This is a genomic window from Cryobacterium sp. PH29-G1 (assembly GCF_030063365.1).
Lineage (GTDB): Bacteria > Actinomycetota > Actinomycetes > Actinomycetales > Microbacteriaceae > Cryobacterium.
In genome coordinates this window covers 366,123-383,324 of sequence record NZ_JASISY010000002.1, presented here as the reverse complement: position 1 = coordinate 383,324, position 17,202 = coordinate 366,123, and the positions used below count along the sequence as shown (strand labels likewise).

General features: G+C 65.4%; 14 protein-coding genes. All 14 read left to right on the top strand.

Going from position 1 to position 17,202, the window contains the following annotated elements:
- Positions 1 to 94 precede the first annotated feature (94 nt).
- The 14 genes from rsmH (at position 95) to QMK22_RS04135 (ending at position 17,198) form a co-directional block, all read left to right on the top strand.
- A complete protein-coding gene (gene rsmH, locus QMK22_RS04200) occupies positions 95 to 1,051 on the top strand; it encodes a 16S rRNA (cytosine(1402)-N(4))-methyltransferase RsmH (RefSeq protein WP_283496369.1) in 957 nt (318 codons plus the stop codon).
- Positions 1,048 to 1,617: a cell division protein FtsL gene (gene ftsL / locus QMK22_RS04195; RefSeq protein WP_283496368.1), complete on the top strand. Its 570-nt coding sequence runs from the start codon at positions 1,048 to 1,050 to the stop codon at positions 1,615 to 1,617. Before rsmH ends, ftsL begins: the two co-directional genes overlap by 4 nt.
- A gap of 27 nt (positions 1,618 to 1,644) precedes the next feature.
- Complete coding sequence (locus QMK22_RS04190; RefSeq protein ID WP_283496367.1) at positions 1,645 to 3,453, top strand: peptidoglycan D,D-transpeptidase FtsI family protein; 1,809 nt, start codon at positions 1,645 to 1,647, stop codon at positions 3,451 to 3,453.
- 15 nt (positions 3,454 to 3,468) lie between these two features.
- Positions 3,469 to 5,013 (top strand): Mur ligase family protein, encoded by a 1,545-nt coding sequence (locus QMK22_RS04185; protein WP_283496366.1) that lies wholly within the window; start codon positions 3,469 to 3,471, stop codon positions 5,011 to 5,013.
- Positions 5,014 to 6,423 (top strand): UDP-N-acetylmuramoyl-tripeptide--D-alanyl-D-alanine ligase, encoded by a 1,410-nt coding sequence (locus QMK22_RS04180; RefSeq protein WP_283496365.1) that lies wholly within the window; start codon positions 5,014 to 5,016, stop codon positions 6,421 to 6,423.
- A complete protein-coding gene (mraY, locus tag QMK22_RS04175) occupies positions 6,420 to 7,511 on the top strand; it encodes a phospho-N-acetylmuramoyl-pentapeptide-transferase (RefSeq protein ID WP_283496364.1) in 1,092 nt (363 codons plus the stop codon). The genes QMK22_RS04180 and mraY overlap by 4 nt, the downstream gene beginning before the upstream one ends.
- On the top strand, positions 7,511 to 9,010 hold the full coding sequence (gene murD, locus QMK22_RS04170; protein ID WP_283496363.1) for a UDP-N-acetylmuramoyl-L-alanine--D-glutamate ligase: 1,500 nt from the start codon (positions 7,511 to 7,513) through the stop codon (positions 9,008 to 9,010). The genes mraY and murD overlap by 1 nt, the downstream gene beginning before the upstream one ends.
- Positions 9,011 to 9,015: 5 nt before the next feature.
- Positions 9,016 to 10,488: a putative lipid II flippase FtsW gene (gene ftsW / locus QMK22_RS04165; RefSeq protein ID WP_283496362.1), complete on the top strand. Its 1,473-nt coding sequence runs from the start codon at positions 9,016 to 9,018 to the stop codon at positions 10,486 to 10,488.
- Entirely contained in the window at positions 10,485 to 11,561 is a 1,077-nt protein-coding gene (locus QMK22_RS04160; RefSeq protein WP_283496361.1) for a UDP-N-acetylglucosamine--N-acetylmuramyl-(pentapeptide) pyrophosphoryl-undecaprenol N-acetylglucosamine transferase, read from the top strand. Before ftsW ends, QMK22_RS04160 begins: the two co-directional genes overlap by 4 nt.
- Before the next feature lie 74 nt (positions 11,562 to 11,635).
- Positions 11,636 to 13,054 carry a UDP-N-acetylmuramate--L-alanine ligase gene (gene murC, locus QMK22_RS04155; RefSeq protein ID WP_283496360.1) on the top strand — a complete coding sequence of 473 codons (1,419 nt, stop codon included), beginning with the start codon at positions 11,636 to 11,638 and terminating at the stop codon, positions 13,052 to 13,054.
- A gap of 7 nt (positions 13,055 to 13,061) precedes the next feature.
- The gene (locus QMK22_RS04150) at positions 13,062 to 14,231 is read left to right on the top strand and encodes a cell division protein FtsQ/DivIB (RefSeq protein WP_283496359.1); all 1,170 of its coding nucleotides are present in this window, start codon (positions 13,062 to 13,064) and stop codon (positions 14,229 to 14,231) included.
- A gap of 284 nt (positions 14,232 to 14,515) precedes the next feature.
- Positions 14,516 to 15,727 carry a cell division protein FtsZ gene (gene ftsZ / locus QMK22_RS04145; RefSeq protein WP_283496358.1) on the top strand — a complete coding sequence of 404 codons (1,212 nt, stop codon included), beginning with the start codon at positions 14,516 to 14,518 and terminating at the stop codon, positions 15,725 to 15,727.
- 158 nt (positions 15,728 to 15,885) lie between these two features.
- On the top strand, positions 15,886 to 16,608 hold the full coding sequence (locus tag QMK22_RS04140; protein ID WP_283496357.1) for a YggS family pyridoxal phosphate-dependent enzyme: 723 nt from the start codon (positions 15,886 to 15,888) through the stop codon (positions 16,606 to 16,608).
- Positions 16,609 to 16,640: 32 nt separating this feature from the next.
- Positions 16,641 to 17,198 (top strand): cell division protein SepF, encoded by a 558-nt coding sequence (locus QMK22_RS04135; protein WP_283496356.1) that lies wholly within the window; start codon positions 16,641 to 16,643, stop codon positions 17,196 to 17,198.
- Positions 17,199 to 17,202 lie beyond the last annotated feature (4 nt).

Genomic DNA, 17,202 nt, shown 5'->3' with positions numbered 1-17,202 from the left:
GGTGCCTGACTCCCAGCCGTTTTTGCCCTGACACACTTCCCCGGTGCCAGGACGAAATGGAGGGGAATCAGGCCTCACGGACTATCCCGGCATTATGACCAGCAACGATATTCACACCCCGGTTTTGCTCGAACGCTGCGTTGAGCTGCTCGCTCCGGCGCTGGCGAAACCCGGCGCCGTGCTCGTCGACGCCACCCTCGGCATGGGCGGCCACGCCGAAGCGATCCTGTCCCGCTTTCCCGAACTGACGCTCGTCGGTCTCGACCGTGACACCGAGGCCCTCGCTATCGCCGAGGACCGGCTCAAGGGCTTCGGCGACCGGGTGCACCTGGTGCACACCGTCTACGACGGCATCGGCGAGGCGCTCGACGGCCTCGGCATCACCGAGGTCGCCGGCGTGCTCTTCGACCTCGGCGTGTCTTCGTTGCAGATTGACCGCGTGGAACGCGGCTTCTCCTATTCGAAGGATGCCCCGCTCGATATGCGCATGGACGGGACAGCCGGCCTGACCGCCGAAAGCATCCTTGCTGACTACAGCGAGCGAGATCTGAAACGAATTTTCCAGGACTACGGCGAAGAAAAACTCGCCGCACGGTACGCGAAAGCCATCGTTGAAGCGCGCGAGCTGACTCCCTTCGTGCGCTCGGCCCAGCTCGTTGACGTGATCACCAAGGCCACCCCGGTGGCCATTCAGCGGCTCGGGCATCCCGCCAAGCGCGTTTTTCAGGCGCTGCGCATCGAGGTCAACCAGGAACTGGCCGTGCTTGAACGGGCCATTCCCGCAGCCCTGGACCGGGTCGCCGTTGGCGGGCGCATCGTCGTCATGGCCTACCAGTCGCTCGAGGACCGCATCGTCAAGCGGGCCCTCGCCGCGGCATCCGGTTCCACGGCTCCCGCTGGCTTGCCGGTCGAACTCCCCGAACATAAACCACTCTTCACCCTGCTGCTGCGCGGAGCCGAACTGGCCTCCGACGAGGAGAAGGCAATCAACCCCCGCGCGACGCCGGTACGGCTGCGCGCTGCTGAACGACTGAGAAGGGCCGCCGCATGAGCGACAACCTGGCACGAGTGTCTTTTGCCGTTGACGAGGCTGAGTTCGAAACTCCGGCACCGGCACATCGCGGGTTCCGCCTCGTCTCTTCCGCGCCGAACCACCGGGCGCGCCCGCGCATCTTCTACGCCTTCACCGCGGTGGCTGGCGTCGCCGCCATAATCGTCGCCCAGCTGCTTTTGAGCGTTGGCATCTCCCAGGGCGCCTATGAGATTTCGAGCCTGCAGTCGAGCCAGGCCGAGCTGGGCCGTACGGCGGCCAGTGTGAACGAAGACCTGGTGCGGGTATCGTCACCGCAAAGCCTCGCTGCCAATGCCGAAGGACTGGGCATGGTGAGCAACTCCAATCCCGTCTACCTGCGCCTGTCCGACGGCGCTGTTTTGGGCGCGCCGGCTTCGGCGTCGGGTTCGCAGGCCGGTGCGGCCAGCCTCGTTCCCAACGCACTGCTGGCCGGAAGCGAACCGCTGACCCAGGCGCCCGCCGCCGCGAAGGCTTCGGCCGGCGCTGTAGCAATCACGAGCGCTCCGGTAGTTCCTGCGGGACTCGCGGCGCCCACTACCCGATAGTTTCCCCGTGTCGACCATGATGGGCAGATGAGCGTGCGCACAAGCAGTGCCCGAAAGAACTCGACCGCGTCGCGGTCCAGTCGTCGACGCACCGTATCGACCATTCTTGTATTGTTCGTCGTGGTCAGCGTGTTTCTGGTGCGCCTGGTCGATATTCAGGTCGTGCAGGCCGATTCGCTGACCGCCGACTCGGTGGGAAACCGCTCGGTCGGTCAGGTGGTCTATGGCTCGCGCGGTGAGATCCTCGACGCGAACGGTGTCGTTTTGGCCTCAACGGTCATGCGCTACAACATCACCATGTCTCCGGTGAACGCCACGCCGTTTACCCGCACCGTCGACGGTAAGAAGGTGGAAATCTCGGTGGCCGATGCGGCCGCCGAAATCGGTGCGGCCACCGGTCAGACCGGCGACGCTATTCTCTTGACGATCTCCACCGCTCTTGAGGCCAACGCCAAAGCGAACTTCGCCTACATCGCGCAGAAGGTAGACGTTGATGTGCTGCGGGCCGTGCAGGATCTGCACATACCGTGGACCTACTCGGAAAACAGCCCGAGCCGGGTGTATCCCAACGGCGCGGTCGCCGGTAACATATTGGGATACTTGTCGGGGGAGGGCGTGCCGCAAGCCGGACTCGAATCGGGGCAGGATGCCTGCCTGGCCTCCACCAACGGCTCCGAGACCTACGAAAAGGGTGCCGACGGTGTGCGAATCCCCGGCAGCAGCGTGACGGGCTCCGAAGCCGTCGACGGCGGCGACGTCATTACCACCATCGATTCCGACCTGAACTGGTTCGTGCAACAAACCCTGGCTGCTCGCGCTCAGGAGACCGGTGCAGCGTGGGCGACGGCGGTCGTGCAGGACGCCAAGACGGGCAAGCTTCTTGCCGTCGCGGACTATCCATCGGTCGACCCGAACAATGTCGGCGGTACCGAAAATCCGGAAGACCGCGGCTCACGCGCATTCACCCAGTCCTTCGAACCGGGATCAACGCTTAAAGCCCTCACCGCGGCATCCGTTCTGGACGCCGGCGTCGCGACACTCGACACCGGCGTGGTCGCGCCGTACCGCTACCTTCCGGCTAACGGCGCCAACATCAATGACAGCCATGCCCACGCGGACCAGCGGATGACCCTGACCGGTGTTCTGATCGATTCGAGCAACACTGGAATGTCCAAGTTCGGCGAGATGCTCACCAATCAGAAACGCTACGACTACTTGAAGGCGTTTGGCGTCGGCACGGCGACCGAAAGTGGATTTCCCCGTGAGGACAGCGGAATCCTCCACCCGGTGGAGGAGTGGGATAACCAGACCAGCTACGCGACCATGTTCGGTCAAGGCCTCACCACGACCGCCCTGCAAGTCTCCAGCATCTACCAAACAATCGCCAACGACGGTGTGCGCATGCCCGTGCAACTGGTTGAGGGCTGTCGGCAGGCCGATGGCACGATCACCAACGTGCCAGAGACAACCGGTACCCGGGTGCTGTCGGAGAAGGCCGCGAACGAAACCAGCGACGTGCTCGAGATGGTGTATCAGAACAGCTGGGTCTCCAGCATCTGGGAAATTCCCGGGTATCGCGTTGCGGCTAAAACCGGGACTGCTCAAATGCCCGACGGCAAGGGCGGATACTCCAGCGGGTACCTGGTATCGGTTTCCGGGTTCGCCCCCGCCGACGATCCGCAGTATGTCGTCTCGGTCAGCATCGCCGACCCTGTTAAACTGAATACGTCTGCAGCGCCGGCTCCGGTCTTTCAAGAGATCATGAGCCAAGTGTTGAAAAAGTACCGGGCGGTTCCCTCCGGCGCGACTGCGCCTGACCTCCCATCCACCTGGTAAGAAAGCGAGCCCTGCGTGTCTGAATTGGCGCCGTCGGCTCTCCGTCCCGAGCATCCCGTTCCGCGGTCGTTGTCGGGATTGGTTGCCGAATTTGATCTAGAACTACGTGGAGACATCGATGGTCTCGAGGTCACCGGGGTGAGCCTGAGCTCCCGCACGGTGCAACCGGGTGACCTGTACGTCGGTGTCCCCGGCCAGCACCTGCACGGTGCCACCTTCGCGGCCGCGGCCGCCGAAGCCGGCGCCGTCGCTGTGTTGACCGACGAAGCCGGAGCGGCATTGGCCGTGGCCAGCGGCCTGCCGGTGTTGGTGACGCCGGATGCCCGTGCCGCGCTGGGGGCTGTCGCCGCCTGGATTTACCGCACCGACGAAAACCCGGCGACGCTGTTCGCGGTGACCGGCACCAACGGCAAGACCAGCGTCGTCTACCTCCTCTTCGGCATTCTGAACCAGCTCGGCGTCGTCTCCGGGCTCACGTCGACCGCCGAACGCCGCATCGGGGACCTTGCCGTCACGAGCGCGCTGACCACGCCGGAAGCCAGCGAATTGCACGCCCTCCTGGCCCGCATGAACGAGGCCGAAGTGCGTGCTGTCGGCATCGAAGTGTCCGCCCAGGCGCTGAGCCGCTACCGGGTCGACGGGCTGGTTTTCGATGTGGCCGCGTTCACCAACCTGAGCCACGATCACCTCGATGACTACGCGGCGATGGACGATTACTTTCAGGCCAAGTTGGAGCTATTCCAACCCGACCGCTCGCACCGTGGCGTTGTCACCGTCGACACCGAGTGGGGTCGTCGTATCGCCGACGAATGCCGCATTCCGGTGACAACCATTACCAACCGAGCGGATGTTGACGCCGACTGGCGCATGACCGTGGTGGGCGAATCGGCCACCCATACCGACTTCGTGCTCGAGGGCCCCGATGGCCGCCGCCTGCACACACGAGTACCGTTGCTGGGCTGGTATATGGCCGCCAACGCAGCCCTGGCCATCGTCATGCTCGTAGAAAGCGGGTTTGACCTCGGGGCCATCCAGCATGCGCTGAACCGTGACGACGGCATCGTCGCTTTCATCCCAGGTCGGGCCGAGCGCATCTCCGGTGACCGCGGGCCGCTCGTCTACATCGACTACGGGCACAGCCCGGATGCGTTCCTGAATACGCTCGCTGCCCTGCGTAAATTCACCCCCGGCAAACTGATCATGCTGTTCGGCGCCGACGGCGACCGCGACAGCACGAAACGCGCTGATATGGGCCGGATCGCGGCACAAGGCAGCGATATCGTGGTGGTGACCGACTTTCACCCGCGGTTTGAAGACCCCGCGAGCATCCGTGCCGTTCTGCTGAAGGCCGCGCGCGAAGCCGTGCCGGACGGCGAGTTTTACGAGGTGGCCAACCCGCGTGCGGCATTCCGCACGGCGTTGTCACTCGCACACGAAGGAGACACCATTCTGTACGCGGGACCAGGCCACGAGGACTACCACGAGGTGAAGGGCGTGAAACTGCCCTACTCGGCCCGGGACGACTCGCGCCATGCGCTGAGAGACGCGGGGTGGCTGTAAATGATCGCCCTCTCTCTGGCCGATATCAGCCAGGCCGTCGACGGCGCCCTGCACCTGTCCGACAGCGCCACGGCCGCTGACCTCGTCGACGGTTCGGTGCAGACCGACTCTCGCCTGGTTGAACCCGGTTCCATCTTCATCGCCAAGCCCGGAGCGGTCACCGACGGACACCTGTTCGCGCCCGTCGCCGTCACACGGGGGGCGACGCTGCTCATCGTGGAACGACGGCTCGACCTGCCCGTGAGCCAGATCGTGGTCTCCGACGCCGTCGCAGCTCTCGGCGGCCTCGCCGCTCTGGTCGTCGCCCGGGTGCGCGCCGCCGGCACACTCCGGGTCGTCGGCGTGACCGGTTCCAACGGCAAGACCACCACCAAGAACCTGCTCCGCAGCATCCTGCAGCGGGTCGGCCCCACCGTCGCTCCGCAGGGTTCCTTCAACAATCAGGTCGGCGCGCCGATGACGATGCTCGAGGTGACCTTCGACACCCGGTTCCTGGTCATTGAGATGGGGGCCAGCAGCGAGGGTGCCATCGCACGCCTCGTGCGCCTCGCGCGCCCCGACGTCGGGATTGTGCTCACCGTCGGCCTCGCCCACGCCGGCGAGTTCGGTGACCTCGACGCCACCGTCCGGGCTAAATCGGAGATGGTGACGCACCTGCTCGCCACCGACGTCGCGGTGCTGAACGGCGACGACCGGCGTGTCACGCAGATGGCCGAGGTCACGCCCGCCCGCATTGTGCGGTTCGGCGAATACGGCCAGGTCAACGTGCGCGCGAGCGACCTCCACTCCGGCCGCACCGGAACGACCTTCACCCTGCACCTCGCCAACGGTCAGAGTGCCCCGGTCGTGTTTCCCGTGCTCGGCGAACACCACGTCATGAACGCCCTCGCAGCGGCCGCTGCCGCCGAGGTGCTGGGGGTTTCGCTCCACGATATCGTCGCAGCGCTGCAAGCCACCACCCGCGCTGAACGCTGGCGGATGGAGGTACTCGGCGGTAAAGACGACGTCACCATCATCAACGACGCGTACAACGCCAGCCCCGATTCGATGAGCGCAGCGCTCAAGACGCTCGCTCAGATCGGCACTCCCGGCCGACGCACCATTGCGGTGCTCGGCGAGATGGCCGAACTCGGCGAACAGGCCGGTGAGGAGCACGATCGCATCGGGCTGCTCGCGGTGCGCCTGAACATCTCCCAGATGATCGTGGTGGGCCCCGCCGCCCGCCGCATGCACATCAGCACCATCAATGAGGGTTCCTGGGACGGCGAGTCGGCCTATGTCGACACGCCGGACGAAGCCTTCGAACTGGTGCGGACCAGCGTGAATCCGGGGGATACGGTGCTCGTGAAGTCATCCAACTCCGCGGGTCTGCGATATCTCGGCGATCGATTGGGAGACTTGTTCTCGTGAGAGTCCTACTGCTGTCCGGTGCGTTTTCGCTCGCCTTCACCCTCTTTTTGACGCCGCTGTTCATTCGCTTGTTCAAGAAGTTCGGCTGGGGCCAGTTCATTCGTGATGACGGGCCCAAGAGCCATCATGCCAAGCGCGGCACCGCCACCATGGGCGGTATCATCATCATTCTGGGCGTGCTGATCAGCTATTTCACCGCCATGTTGATCGAACAAAGACCCTTCACGCCCTCGCCGCTACTGGTGTTGTTCATGATGGTCGGGCTCGGACTCGTGGGTTTTCTGGACGACTTCCTGAAGACCCGCAACCAGCGCAGCCTCGGGCTCGGTGGTTGGTCCAAGGTGCTCGGACAGGTCATCGTCGCCGCTGCTTTTGCCGTGATGTCGCTGCAATTCGTTGACCGTAACGGCCAGACGCCGGCCTCAACGAGTATCTCGTTCATCCGCGACCTGCCACTGGACTTCATGAAGCTGGGTACCTTCATCGGTATCGCCGTTTTCCTGGTCTGGATCTGCCTGATCGTCGCCGCGACCTCGAACGGCGTCAACGTCGCCGACGGCCTCGACGGCCTCGCCACCGGCGCCCTCATCTTCGCGATCGGATCGTTCGTCGTCATCGGCTTCTGGCAGTCCAACCAGAGCTGCTTTGGGGGAGCGGATGCCGCCGATCAGTACAAGTGCTACCTCGGCCCCGACTCGTTCGACCTCGCCATTGTCGCCGCCACCATCGTCGGCGGCCTGATCGGGTTTCTCTGGTGGAACACGTCACCGGCCAAGATCTTCCTCGGAGACACCGGCTCGCTCGCGCTCGGTGGCGCGCTGGCCGCCCTCGCGATTCTCAGCCGCACCGAACTGCTCCTCGTGCTCATCGGAGGCCTGTTCGTGATGGAAGCCGGATCGGTGATCGTGCAGCGGGCTTACTTCAAAATCACGCACGGTAAACGCATCTTCCTGATGAGTCCGGTCCACCACCACTTCGAGCTCAAGGGCTGGGCCGAAGTCACGGTCGTCGTGCGCTTCTGGATTATCGGCGGCATGCTCGTCGCCGCCGGCGTCGGATCGTTCTACCTCGAGTGGCTGTCACGCTAATGAGCGAGAGCACCGTGCCCGGCACCGATCGCTTCGACACCCTCACCAGCTGGCACGCCGACTGGACGGGCCTGCGCGTGGCCGTGCTCGGGCTCGGCGTGACCGGATTCGCCGCCGCCGATACCCTCGCCGAACTCGGCGCTGACGTGCTCGTGCTGGCGTCGCCCGGTCCCGACGAACGTTTCGACCTGCTCATGGTGCTCGGGGTGCCGTTCGTGCAGGCCGACCTGCGCACGGTGCCGGCCGAGCTTGTCGCGCAGCATCCGGACGTCATCATCGTGTCGCCTGGCTTCCACCCCGACCATCCGCTGCTGCTCTGGGCGGCCGAACAGGGGGTGCCGGTGTGGGGCGATATCGAGCTGGCCTGGCGGCTGCGTGACAAGGTGGGTGTTCCCGCCGAGTGGATGCTCGTCACCGGCACCAACGGCAAAACCACGACCGTGCAGCTCACCGCCACCATGCTCGCCGCTCACGGCAGCCGCGTCGCTCCCTGCGGCAACATCGGCGTGCCCGTGCTCGACGCCATCCGCGACCCGCAGGGCTGGGACGTGCTCGTCGTTGAACTGTCGAGCTACCAGTTGCACCACCTGCCACACAGCGGCCCCGGCGCCCTCAAACCGTGGGCCAGCCTCTGCCTCAACATCGCCGACGATCACCTGGACTGGCACGGTTCGGCCGAGGCCTATCGAGCAGCCAAAGCAACGGTCTACCTCAATACCGCGGTCGCCTGCGTGTACAACACAGCGGATGCTGCCACCCTCACGATGGTGCAGAACGCCGACGTGCAGGAGGGCGCCCGAGCGATCGGTTTCGGTCTCGGGGTTCCCGGGCCGAGCGAGTTGGGCATCGTCGACGGCATCGTCTGCGATCGGGCCTTCCTCGAAGACCGATTTGAACGCGCCCTTGAGCTGACCACCGTGCCGCACCTCGTAGCGGCCGGTCTCGGTGCCCCGCACGTGATCATGGACGTGCTGGCCGCCAGCGCGCTGGCCCGGTCGTTCGGCGTGCTGCCGGCAACCATTCACACCGCGCTCGAAACCTTTCACCTCGACGCGCACCGCATCGAGACCGTTGCCATCGGTGACGGAGTGGAATGGATTGACGATTCCAAGGCGACCAATCCGCATGCCGCCGACGCCTCGCTGGCCGCGTACGAATCGGTGGTCTGGTTGGTCGGCGGGTTGCTCAAGGGGGTCGATATCGACGCCCTTGTGCTCAAGCACGTTGGCCGGCTGCGGGGAGCGATCATCATCGGCGTGGACCGGCTGGAATTACGGCGGGCATTCGCGCGACACGCCCCCGACCTGACCGTGTTCGAGATCGACGCAGACGACACTGAACAGGTGATGGCCCAGGCTGTTCGGCTGGCCGCCGAACTTGCCCGGGAAGGCGACACGGTGCTGCTGGCTCCGGCGGCCGCATCGATGGACCAGTTCGAGAGCTACGCCGAACGCGGCCGGCTGTTCAATCAGGCAGTACACGACTTCTTAGGCAGGTGACGCGGATGGTACAGGTGCCTCGCAACCCCGCGCCGCGCACCTCCACAGCGGGCGCCCCCACAGCGCGCACCTCCACAGCGGGCGCCTCCACACCGGGCGCCTCCACACCGGGCGCCAAGGCGTCGGCGCCGCGCGTCACGTCGGGACAGCGCAGTCCTTCCGGACAGCGCAGTCCTTCCACGCAGCGCGGTACGTCGCGCCCCGCGGCCGCACGGTCGTTCCGGCGACCGTCGAAAGTCGCCGACACGTCGGCCACGCCGGAAATGCCGGGTGGAGCATCCGTTCGGATCAACCTCGGTCGGGTCTTCAAAGCCGAGGGCGGCAACTACTTTCTTCTGCTGGGCACCACCCTGTTTCTGGTCATTTTCGGCCTGGTCATGGTGTTGTCGTCGTCGTCGGTGGACTCCTATCTTGCCGACATGGGTTTCTTCGGCGGGTTGCTGCGTCAGGGCATGTTCGCGCTGATCGGCATTCCGCTCATGCTCGTGGTGAGCAGGTTGCCACTGGCGTTCTGGCGACGTGTGGCCTGGCCCTCGCTGCTGATCACGTGTTTTCTGCAGTTTCTCGTCGTGGCCACCGGTCTCGGTCGTGGCACGGGTGGCAACACCAACTGGTTGAACATCGGTGGCATCCAGTTTCAGCCGTCCGAGGGAATCAAGGTTGCCCTCGTGATCTGGCTGGGCATGATTCTCGCGCAGAAGGACAAGCAGGACCAGCTCGACGACTGGAAGCACGTGTTCATTCCCGTGTTCGGTGTCGGCGGCGGCGCGGTCATGCTCGTCATGATCGGTGGGGACCTCGGTACGGTCATGATCATGGCCGGTATTTTGTTCGGCGCCCTGTTCTTTGCCGGCGTCAGGCTGCGGCTGCTTGCGGTGCCCCTGCTGGTCGGCGTGGCCGGGGCGGTGGCGCTGGCTGTCGTGAGCCCCAACCGAATGACCCGCATTATGAGCTTTCTCAATGAGGGTTGCACCGAGTTGAGCGGCGAAATCTCCAGTAGCTGCTGGCAGCCGCTGCACGGCACCTGGGCGCTGGCCAACGGCGGCATTCTTGGTGTTGGCCTTGGTAATTCCAAAGCCAAGTGGTCCTGGCTGCCCGCCGCGGACAACGACTACATTTTCGCGATCATCGGCGAGGAGCTCGGCCTGATCGGCTGCATCGTCGTGCTCGGCATGTTCATCCTGCTGGCCTTCGCGTTTCTGCGCATCATGCGAACGGCCACGACCGTGCAGGCCAAGGTCTCGACGGCCGCCGTCATGGTGTGGATCATCGGCCAGGCCTTCGTGAACATCGCCGTGGTGCTGGGAGTATTCCCCGTGTTGGGCGTACCGCTACCCTTGATTTCAGCCGGTGGCACCGCTCTGCTCACGAGCCTGGTCGCGATCGGTATTGTGCTCTCTTTCGCGCGCGGTGACCGATCCAGCAACACCCCCAACGATTTCCATGACAATGACTCCATCGAGGCGGACCGGGCATGACCACGTATCTTTTGGCCGGCGGCGGAACCGCCGGCCACGTCAACCCCCTGCTCGCCGTCGCCGACCGAATCCGGGCGAGTGACGCGGATGCAACGGTGTTGGTGCTCGGTACCAGCGAGGGTCTGGAAGCACGACTGGTGCCGGCGCGCGGCTACGAACTGATCGTGGTGCCGCGGGTGCCGTTTCCCAGACGCCCCAATGGCGCTGCCCTGCGCTTTCCGGCGCGCTTCAACGCCGCGGTGCGGTCGGTGACCGATGTCATCCGTTCTCGCGGGGTTGACGTCGTCATCGGCTTCGGTGGCTACGTTGCGACACCGGCCTATCTGGCCGCTCGCCGGGCCGGCATACCAATCGTCATCCACGAAGCGAATGCCAAGCCGGGCCTGGCCAATAAGCTCGGCGCCCGGTTGACGCGGTACGTGGGGGTCGCTTTCGCCGGCACGCCCATTCGCCACGCCCGGTTCGTCGGTATGCCGCTTCGGCCCGAAATTGAAGAACTCGACCGGGCGGCGACCCGGTCGGAAGCGCTGGCATTTTTTGGCCTGGTTCCGGACCGCCCCGTGCTGCTCGTGACGGGCGGTTCGCTCGGCGCCCGCCGGCTCAATGCCAGCATGGTCGAATCGGCCGCCGCCGTGGTCGCTGCGGGCTGGCAGGTGATGCACATCACCGGCGACACCGCCGAAGTCTCCGACCCGGGCGTGGAACATTACCACCTTCTCGCCTACTGCGACCGGATGGACCTCGCCCTGGCCGCGAGCGATTTTGCCGTCACCCGCGCCGGTGCGGCCACCGTGAGTGAGCTGTGTGCCCTCGGAATTCCGGCCGTCTATGTGCCCTACCCGGTGGGCAACGGTGAACAGCGTTTCAACGCCTCACCGGTGCTGGCGGCCGGTGGCGGCCTGGTCGTTGACGACGCCGACTTCGTCCCGTACTGGGTGCGCGCTGAGCTGGTGACCCTGTTGGGTGACCAGCCGCGGCGGGAATCGATGGGGCGGGCGGCGGCATCCGTCGGCGTGCTCGACGGGACCGCGCGCATGCTTGACCTGATGCACGAGGCGCTGGCAGCGCGGTGACGGCCACACGCGTAACGTAGTTCCCGCAGCATGTGTTTTAGAACCATTGGCTTCAACCGAGAAGAGCGCACACCGTGATCAAACCAGACCTCACCCTGACCATTCCCGAGAAGCTCGGAGTGGTGCATTTTGTGGGCATCGGCGGGTCAGGGATGAGCGGCATCGCTCGATTGTTCATCAACTCGGGCCATACGGTCACCGGCTCGGATTCGAAAGATTCCCCGAACGTACAGGCGCTGCGCGACTTGGGCGCGACCGTGCACATCGGGCACGACGCGGCCAACGTGGGTGCTGCCGACTCGCTCGTGGTGACCGGGGCTCTCTGGCAGGACAACCCGGAATACGTGCTGGCCACCGAGCGTGGCCTTCCGGTGCTGCACCGCGCCCAGGCCTTGTCCTGGCTCGTTCGCGCCCACCGCCTCGTGGCGGTCGCCGGCGCCCACGGCAAGACCACGTCCACCGGAATGGTCGTCACCGGGCTGCTTGGCCTCGGTCAGGACCCGAGCTTTGTCAACGGCGGCGTGATCGAGTCGCTGGGAGTCAGCTCGGCGAGCGGAACCGACGACCTCTTCGTGGTCGAAGCCGATGAATCCGACGGCTCGTTTCTGCTCTACAACACGGCCGTTGCCCTGGTCACCAACGTCGACCCCGACCACCTCGATCACTACGGCTCGCTCGAAGCGTTCGAGGCCGCATTCGTTGAATTCAGCCGCAACGCGAGCGAGCTCGTTGTGATCTCCTCCGACGACATCGGTGCGGTGCGCGTGACCGCTACCATTACCGAGGGCGTGAGTGAAGCGGATGTTCCGCGCGTGATCACCTTCGGCGAGCACCCCGATTCCACCGTGCGTGTGCACTCGATCACCACGAGTGGACCGGTGAGCTTCAGCGTCGCCTGGCAGGGCCAGGACTACAGCGCCACCCTGCGCATCCCCGGCAAGCACAATGCCATCAACGCGGCCGGTGCTTTCGCCGTTCTGGTCGGCCTCGGCTTCGACCCCGCCGCGAGCCTCGATGCGATCGCCGGTTTCGGTGGCACCCAGCGCCGGTTTGAACTGCACGGCACGGTCGGCGGCGTCAGCGTCTACGATGACTACGCCCACCACCCGACCGAGGTTGCCGCGGCTCTTGCTGCCGCCCGTACGGTCGTGGGGGAGGGCCGCATCATCGCTGTGCACCAGCCGCACTTGTACAGCCGCACCCGCATGTTCGCGCAGGAATTCGCCGAGACGCTCGAATCGTTCGCCGATGAGACCATCGTGCTCAGCGTGTACGGTGCCCGCGAAGACCCCGAGCCGGGCGTCACCGGTGCGTTGGTCTCCGAGCGGTTCCGTGACCAGTCCCACGTCGCCTATGTACCCGACTGGCAGGATGCTGCCGATTATCTGGCCGGCATCGCCCGTGACGGCGACTTTGTGGTCACCCTGGGCTGCGGAGACGTCAACCGCATCGTGCCGCAGCTGCTCGCCGCACTCGAAAAGGTACGCGGATGAGGCTGCGGTGAGGCGGCCGGCCGGATTCAACCGCCCGGCCGAGCCCGCACCGGAGGCGGCATCCGTGCCGACGCGCAAGCTTGCGCCCGGCCCCAAAGGGTCAAGGTCCAGGCGGGAACCGCGCGACGAAGCTGCGTCACAGCACGCCGGCCGCGAGGGCGCGGCGAGCCCGACCGGTGCGTCGAAGCCGTTCGATCCCAACACCACCACGACGGAACCGATCGTCCTGGCCGGGCCGACCGCATCCGCTTCGCTCGTCACCGGGGTAGCCGGGCACAACGTCAAGCCGGCTGAACCGGCGTCGGCTGAATCGGCGTCGACTGAATCGGCGTCGACTGTGCCGGCGTCGACCACATCGTCGAAGGGTGCCGCGGCACCACCGGTCGCTGAGCCGTCCGGGGGGACCGCGGGAGCCCGCGCGGCCCGGTCGGTGCTGCGCGGCGCCCAGCGTGCCCGCAAACGCTTCGAACGCGCCGAGGTTCGGCGCTTCACCGGTCGCACCCGACGGCGTCGTACCGCCTGGATTGTCGGTGTCGGCAGCATCGTGCTCACTTTCGGCCTCATTATCGGCGCCGCCTATTCACCGCTGATGGCGCTGGGCACGATCGAGGTCGTTGGAACCAACCGCATTCCGGCCGGAGCTGTATCCGCTGCTCTCGCTGACCAACTGGGCACCCCACTGCCGCTCATCGATGCCGCCGTGGTGAAGAGCGAACTGTCGCAGTTCACGCTGATTCAGAGCTACGTCACCGAAAGCCGACCGCCCGGCACCCTCGTGGTACGCATCGTCGAGCGTGTGCCGGTGGGGGTGCTGGCCGGCCCGTCCGGGTTCGACCTGGTCGACGCCGCCGGAGTGGTCATTGAATCTCTACCGGAACGCAGCCCGGGGTATCCGCTCATTGACGCGCCAGGCGGAGTCGACAGCGCCGGGTTCAAAGCCGCTGCCGCCGTTCTCGCCGTCCTGCCCGAAAGCATGCGCACCCAGTTGGATACCGTGACCGCCGTGACAACGGATGACGTGACCCTGAGCCTGCTTGGCGGCGAACGGGTGGTCTGGGGAAGCCCGGAGAAGTCCGAGTACAAATCCGTCGTGCTGGCCGCCCTGCTCATCGGACATCCCTCCGGAACCGTCAACGAGTACGACGTCTCTTCGCCCGACAGCGCGGTGCTGCGCTAGGTTTCAACCGGCCGGGGCGCCCTCCCGGCCGGTGGTCCCGTGCTCGGGCCCGCTGGAATGCTGCAGGCGCGCTCCGACGCTGCTCGTGTCGCCGGCACGCCGGGCGCGGCAGCAGGATTCGGTCGCGGCAGCCGCTCCGAGCGGACTTTGCAACGGATTTGCGACACGCGGGCGCGCCTCCCCATCCACGCGCCACGCCCGCATACTTTCGTAATCAGGAATTGCATACTCAGCATAACTTTAAACCTCGACTAGAGGTTTAGGGTTCCACCCGGAGGCCGGACGTGTCAAACAATCAAAATTATCTAGCCGTCATCAAGGTTGTCGGCATCGGCGGTGGTGGCGTCAACGCCGTCAACCGCATGATCGAACTGGGCCTCCGCGGTGTCGAGTTCATCGCCATCAACACGGATGCCCAGGCTCTGCTCATGAGCGACGCCGACGTCAAGCTCGACGTCGGACGTGACCTCACCCGCGGTCTCGGTGCCGGCGCTGACCCCGAAGTGGGTCGTCGCGCCGCCGAAGACCACGCCGAAGAAATCGAAGAGGCCCTGGCTGGGGCCGACATGGTCTTCGTGACCGCCGGTGAGGGTGGCGGTACCGGAACCGGCGGTGCCCCCGTCGTCGCCCGCATTGCCAAGTCGATCGGCGCCCTCACCATCGGTGTCGTCACGAAGCCGTTCGGCTTCGAAGGCAAGCGTCGTCAGGCCCAAGCCGAGACCGGCGTTGCCTCGCTCAAGAACGAGGTCGACACCCTCATCGTCGTGCCGAACGATCGCCTGCTCGAGATCAGCGATCGCGGAATCAGCATGCTCGAGGCGTTCGCAACCGCCGACCAAGTACTCCTGGCCGGTGTGCAGGGCATCACCGACCTCATCACCACCCCCGGCCTGATCAACCTCGACTTCGCCGACGTCAAGTCGGTCATGCAGGGTGCCGGCTCGGCCCTGATGGGAATCGGTTCCGCTCGCGGCGCCGACCGTGCGATCAAAGCGGCCGAACTCGCCGTTGCGTCACCCCTGCTGGAAGCCAGCATCGACGGTGCCCACGGTGTGCTTCTGTCGATTCAGGGTGGATCCAACCTCGGTATTTTTGAGATCAACGACGCGGCCCGCCTCGTGCAGGAAGCCGTGCACCCGGAAGCCAACATTATTTTCGGTGCCGTCATTGACGACACCCTCGGTGATGAGGTGCGGGTGACCGTGATCGCTGCCGGTTTCGACGGTGGCGAGCCCGGTGCCAAGGCGGTTGAAGTGCGGCGTGCCGACCTGGTCGCCGCGGGGATTGCGGCCGGTGCCGGTTCGGCATCAGCCGGTGCGGCGGCATCCGCCGGCAGCGCCACCGGTGCACCGGCAACGGACTCCGGCAGCTACAGCGACGGGGAGCTCGCTGCCTCCGGCTGGGGCGGCTCTGACTCCGCCAAGGGCGTCACCGTGGCCGACCCGGCTTTTGAAGAAGAAGCCGACGACCTGGATATCCCGGACTTTCTCAAGTAGTCGACCTAAGCCGGGAGGGCGACGCGACGTGACCGATCGGTCGGTCGCGTCGCCCTCCGGGCGGTACACCGTGCACGCAGCACGGAGCACGCAGCGGCACCCTCGAACCACACCACTTGCGCACCACGAATGCACGTAACGAACAGAGCAGCTTGAGCATGGCACTTCCAGATGCGGCACGGCCTGACCCGGCCCGACCCGAGACGGTTTCGACCGATTTGGCCACCCGTCTGGAACTGGTGCGTACCGGTGTTGCTGACGCTGCGCGGGTGGCGGGTCGTGACCCGGCCGGCATTACGACGATCGTGGTCACCAAATTTCACCCGGTCTCGATGATCGAGGACCTCTACGCTCTCGGTGTGCGCAACGTGGGAGAGAACCGGCATCAGGAAGCGCAGTCCAAGGCTGCCGTGCTCGCCGACCTTGACCTCGTCTGGCATTTCGTGGGTCAGGTGCAGGGCAAGAAGGCGCGGCAGGTTCGTGCCTACGCTGACGTCATCCATTCGGTCGATCGTGAGTCCCTCGTGACCGCGCTCGGCTCGGAGGAATCGAGCATCGACTGTTTCATCCAAGTGAACCTCACCGACGACGCTGCGCGTGGCGGGGTCGATCCGCTCAACCTGCCGGCCCTGGTGGAGCGCGTTCTGGCCACGCCAGGGCTGAACCTGCTCGGGCTCATGGCGGTCGCTCCACTCGGCGAAGAACCACGGCGGGCCTTCGCTCGGGTGCGTGAACTCGGCGAGCAGATGCGCACCCAGGCTCCGGCAGCCCGCGCGTTGTCGATGGGAATGAGCCAGGATTACGGGTCTGCCGTGCTTGAAGGGGCGACACACCTACGAATTGGCACGGCAATCACCGGCAATCGCCCGGTGCTCAGTTAATCTCGAAGTAGCAAACCAACACGGAGGTCGACATGTCCAACCCGCTCAAGAAAACCATGGTCTACCTGGGTCTGGCAGACGAAGAGCTGGAGTACCAGGCGCCGGCCGGTGCCCAGGGTGCTGCCACCAACGGTGCCACCAATCACGGCGCCCCCAACCACGTCAGTGCCGTTCCGGCCCGTGGGCACGACAACGCGCCGCACGGCAACGCTGCACACTCCTCTGCGGCCCAGAACTCGTCCGGTCGCGCACCGGTCACCCCCCTGCACAAGACTTCGACCCCTCAGAATGTGGCTGCGTCTGAAATGAATGAAATTCTCACTGTTCACCCGCGTGCCTACAAGGACGCCCAGATCATCGCTGAATCCTTCCGCGATGGTATCCCCGTGATCATCAACCTGTCGCAGATGAGCGACGGCGATGCTCGCCGCCTCATCGACTTCGCGAGCGGTCTGTCGCAGGGCCTGTACGGCAAGATCGAGCGCGTCACCGCCAAGGTCTTCCTGCTGTCGCCCTCGCACGTCGTCGTTTCCGGGGACAGCACCACCGAAGAGGGCGCTGAGGACAGCTCCTTCTTCGCGCAAGGCTAGACTT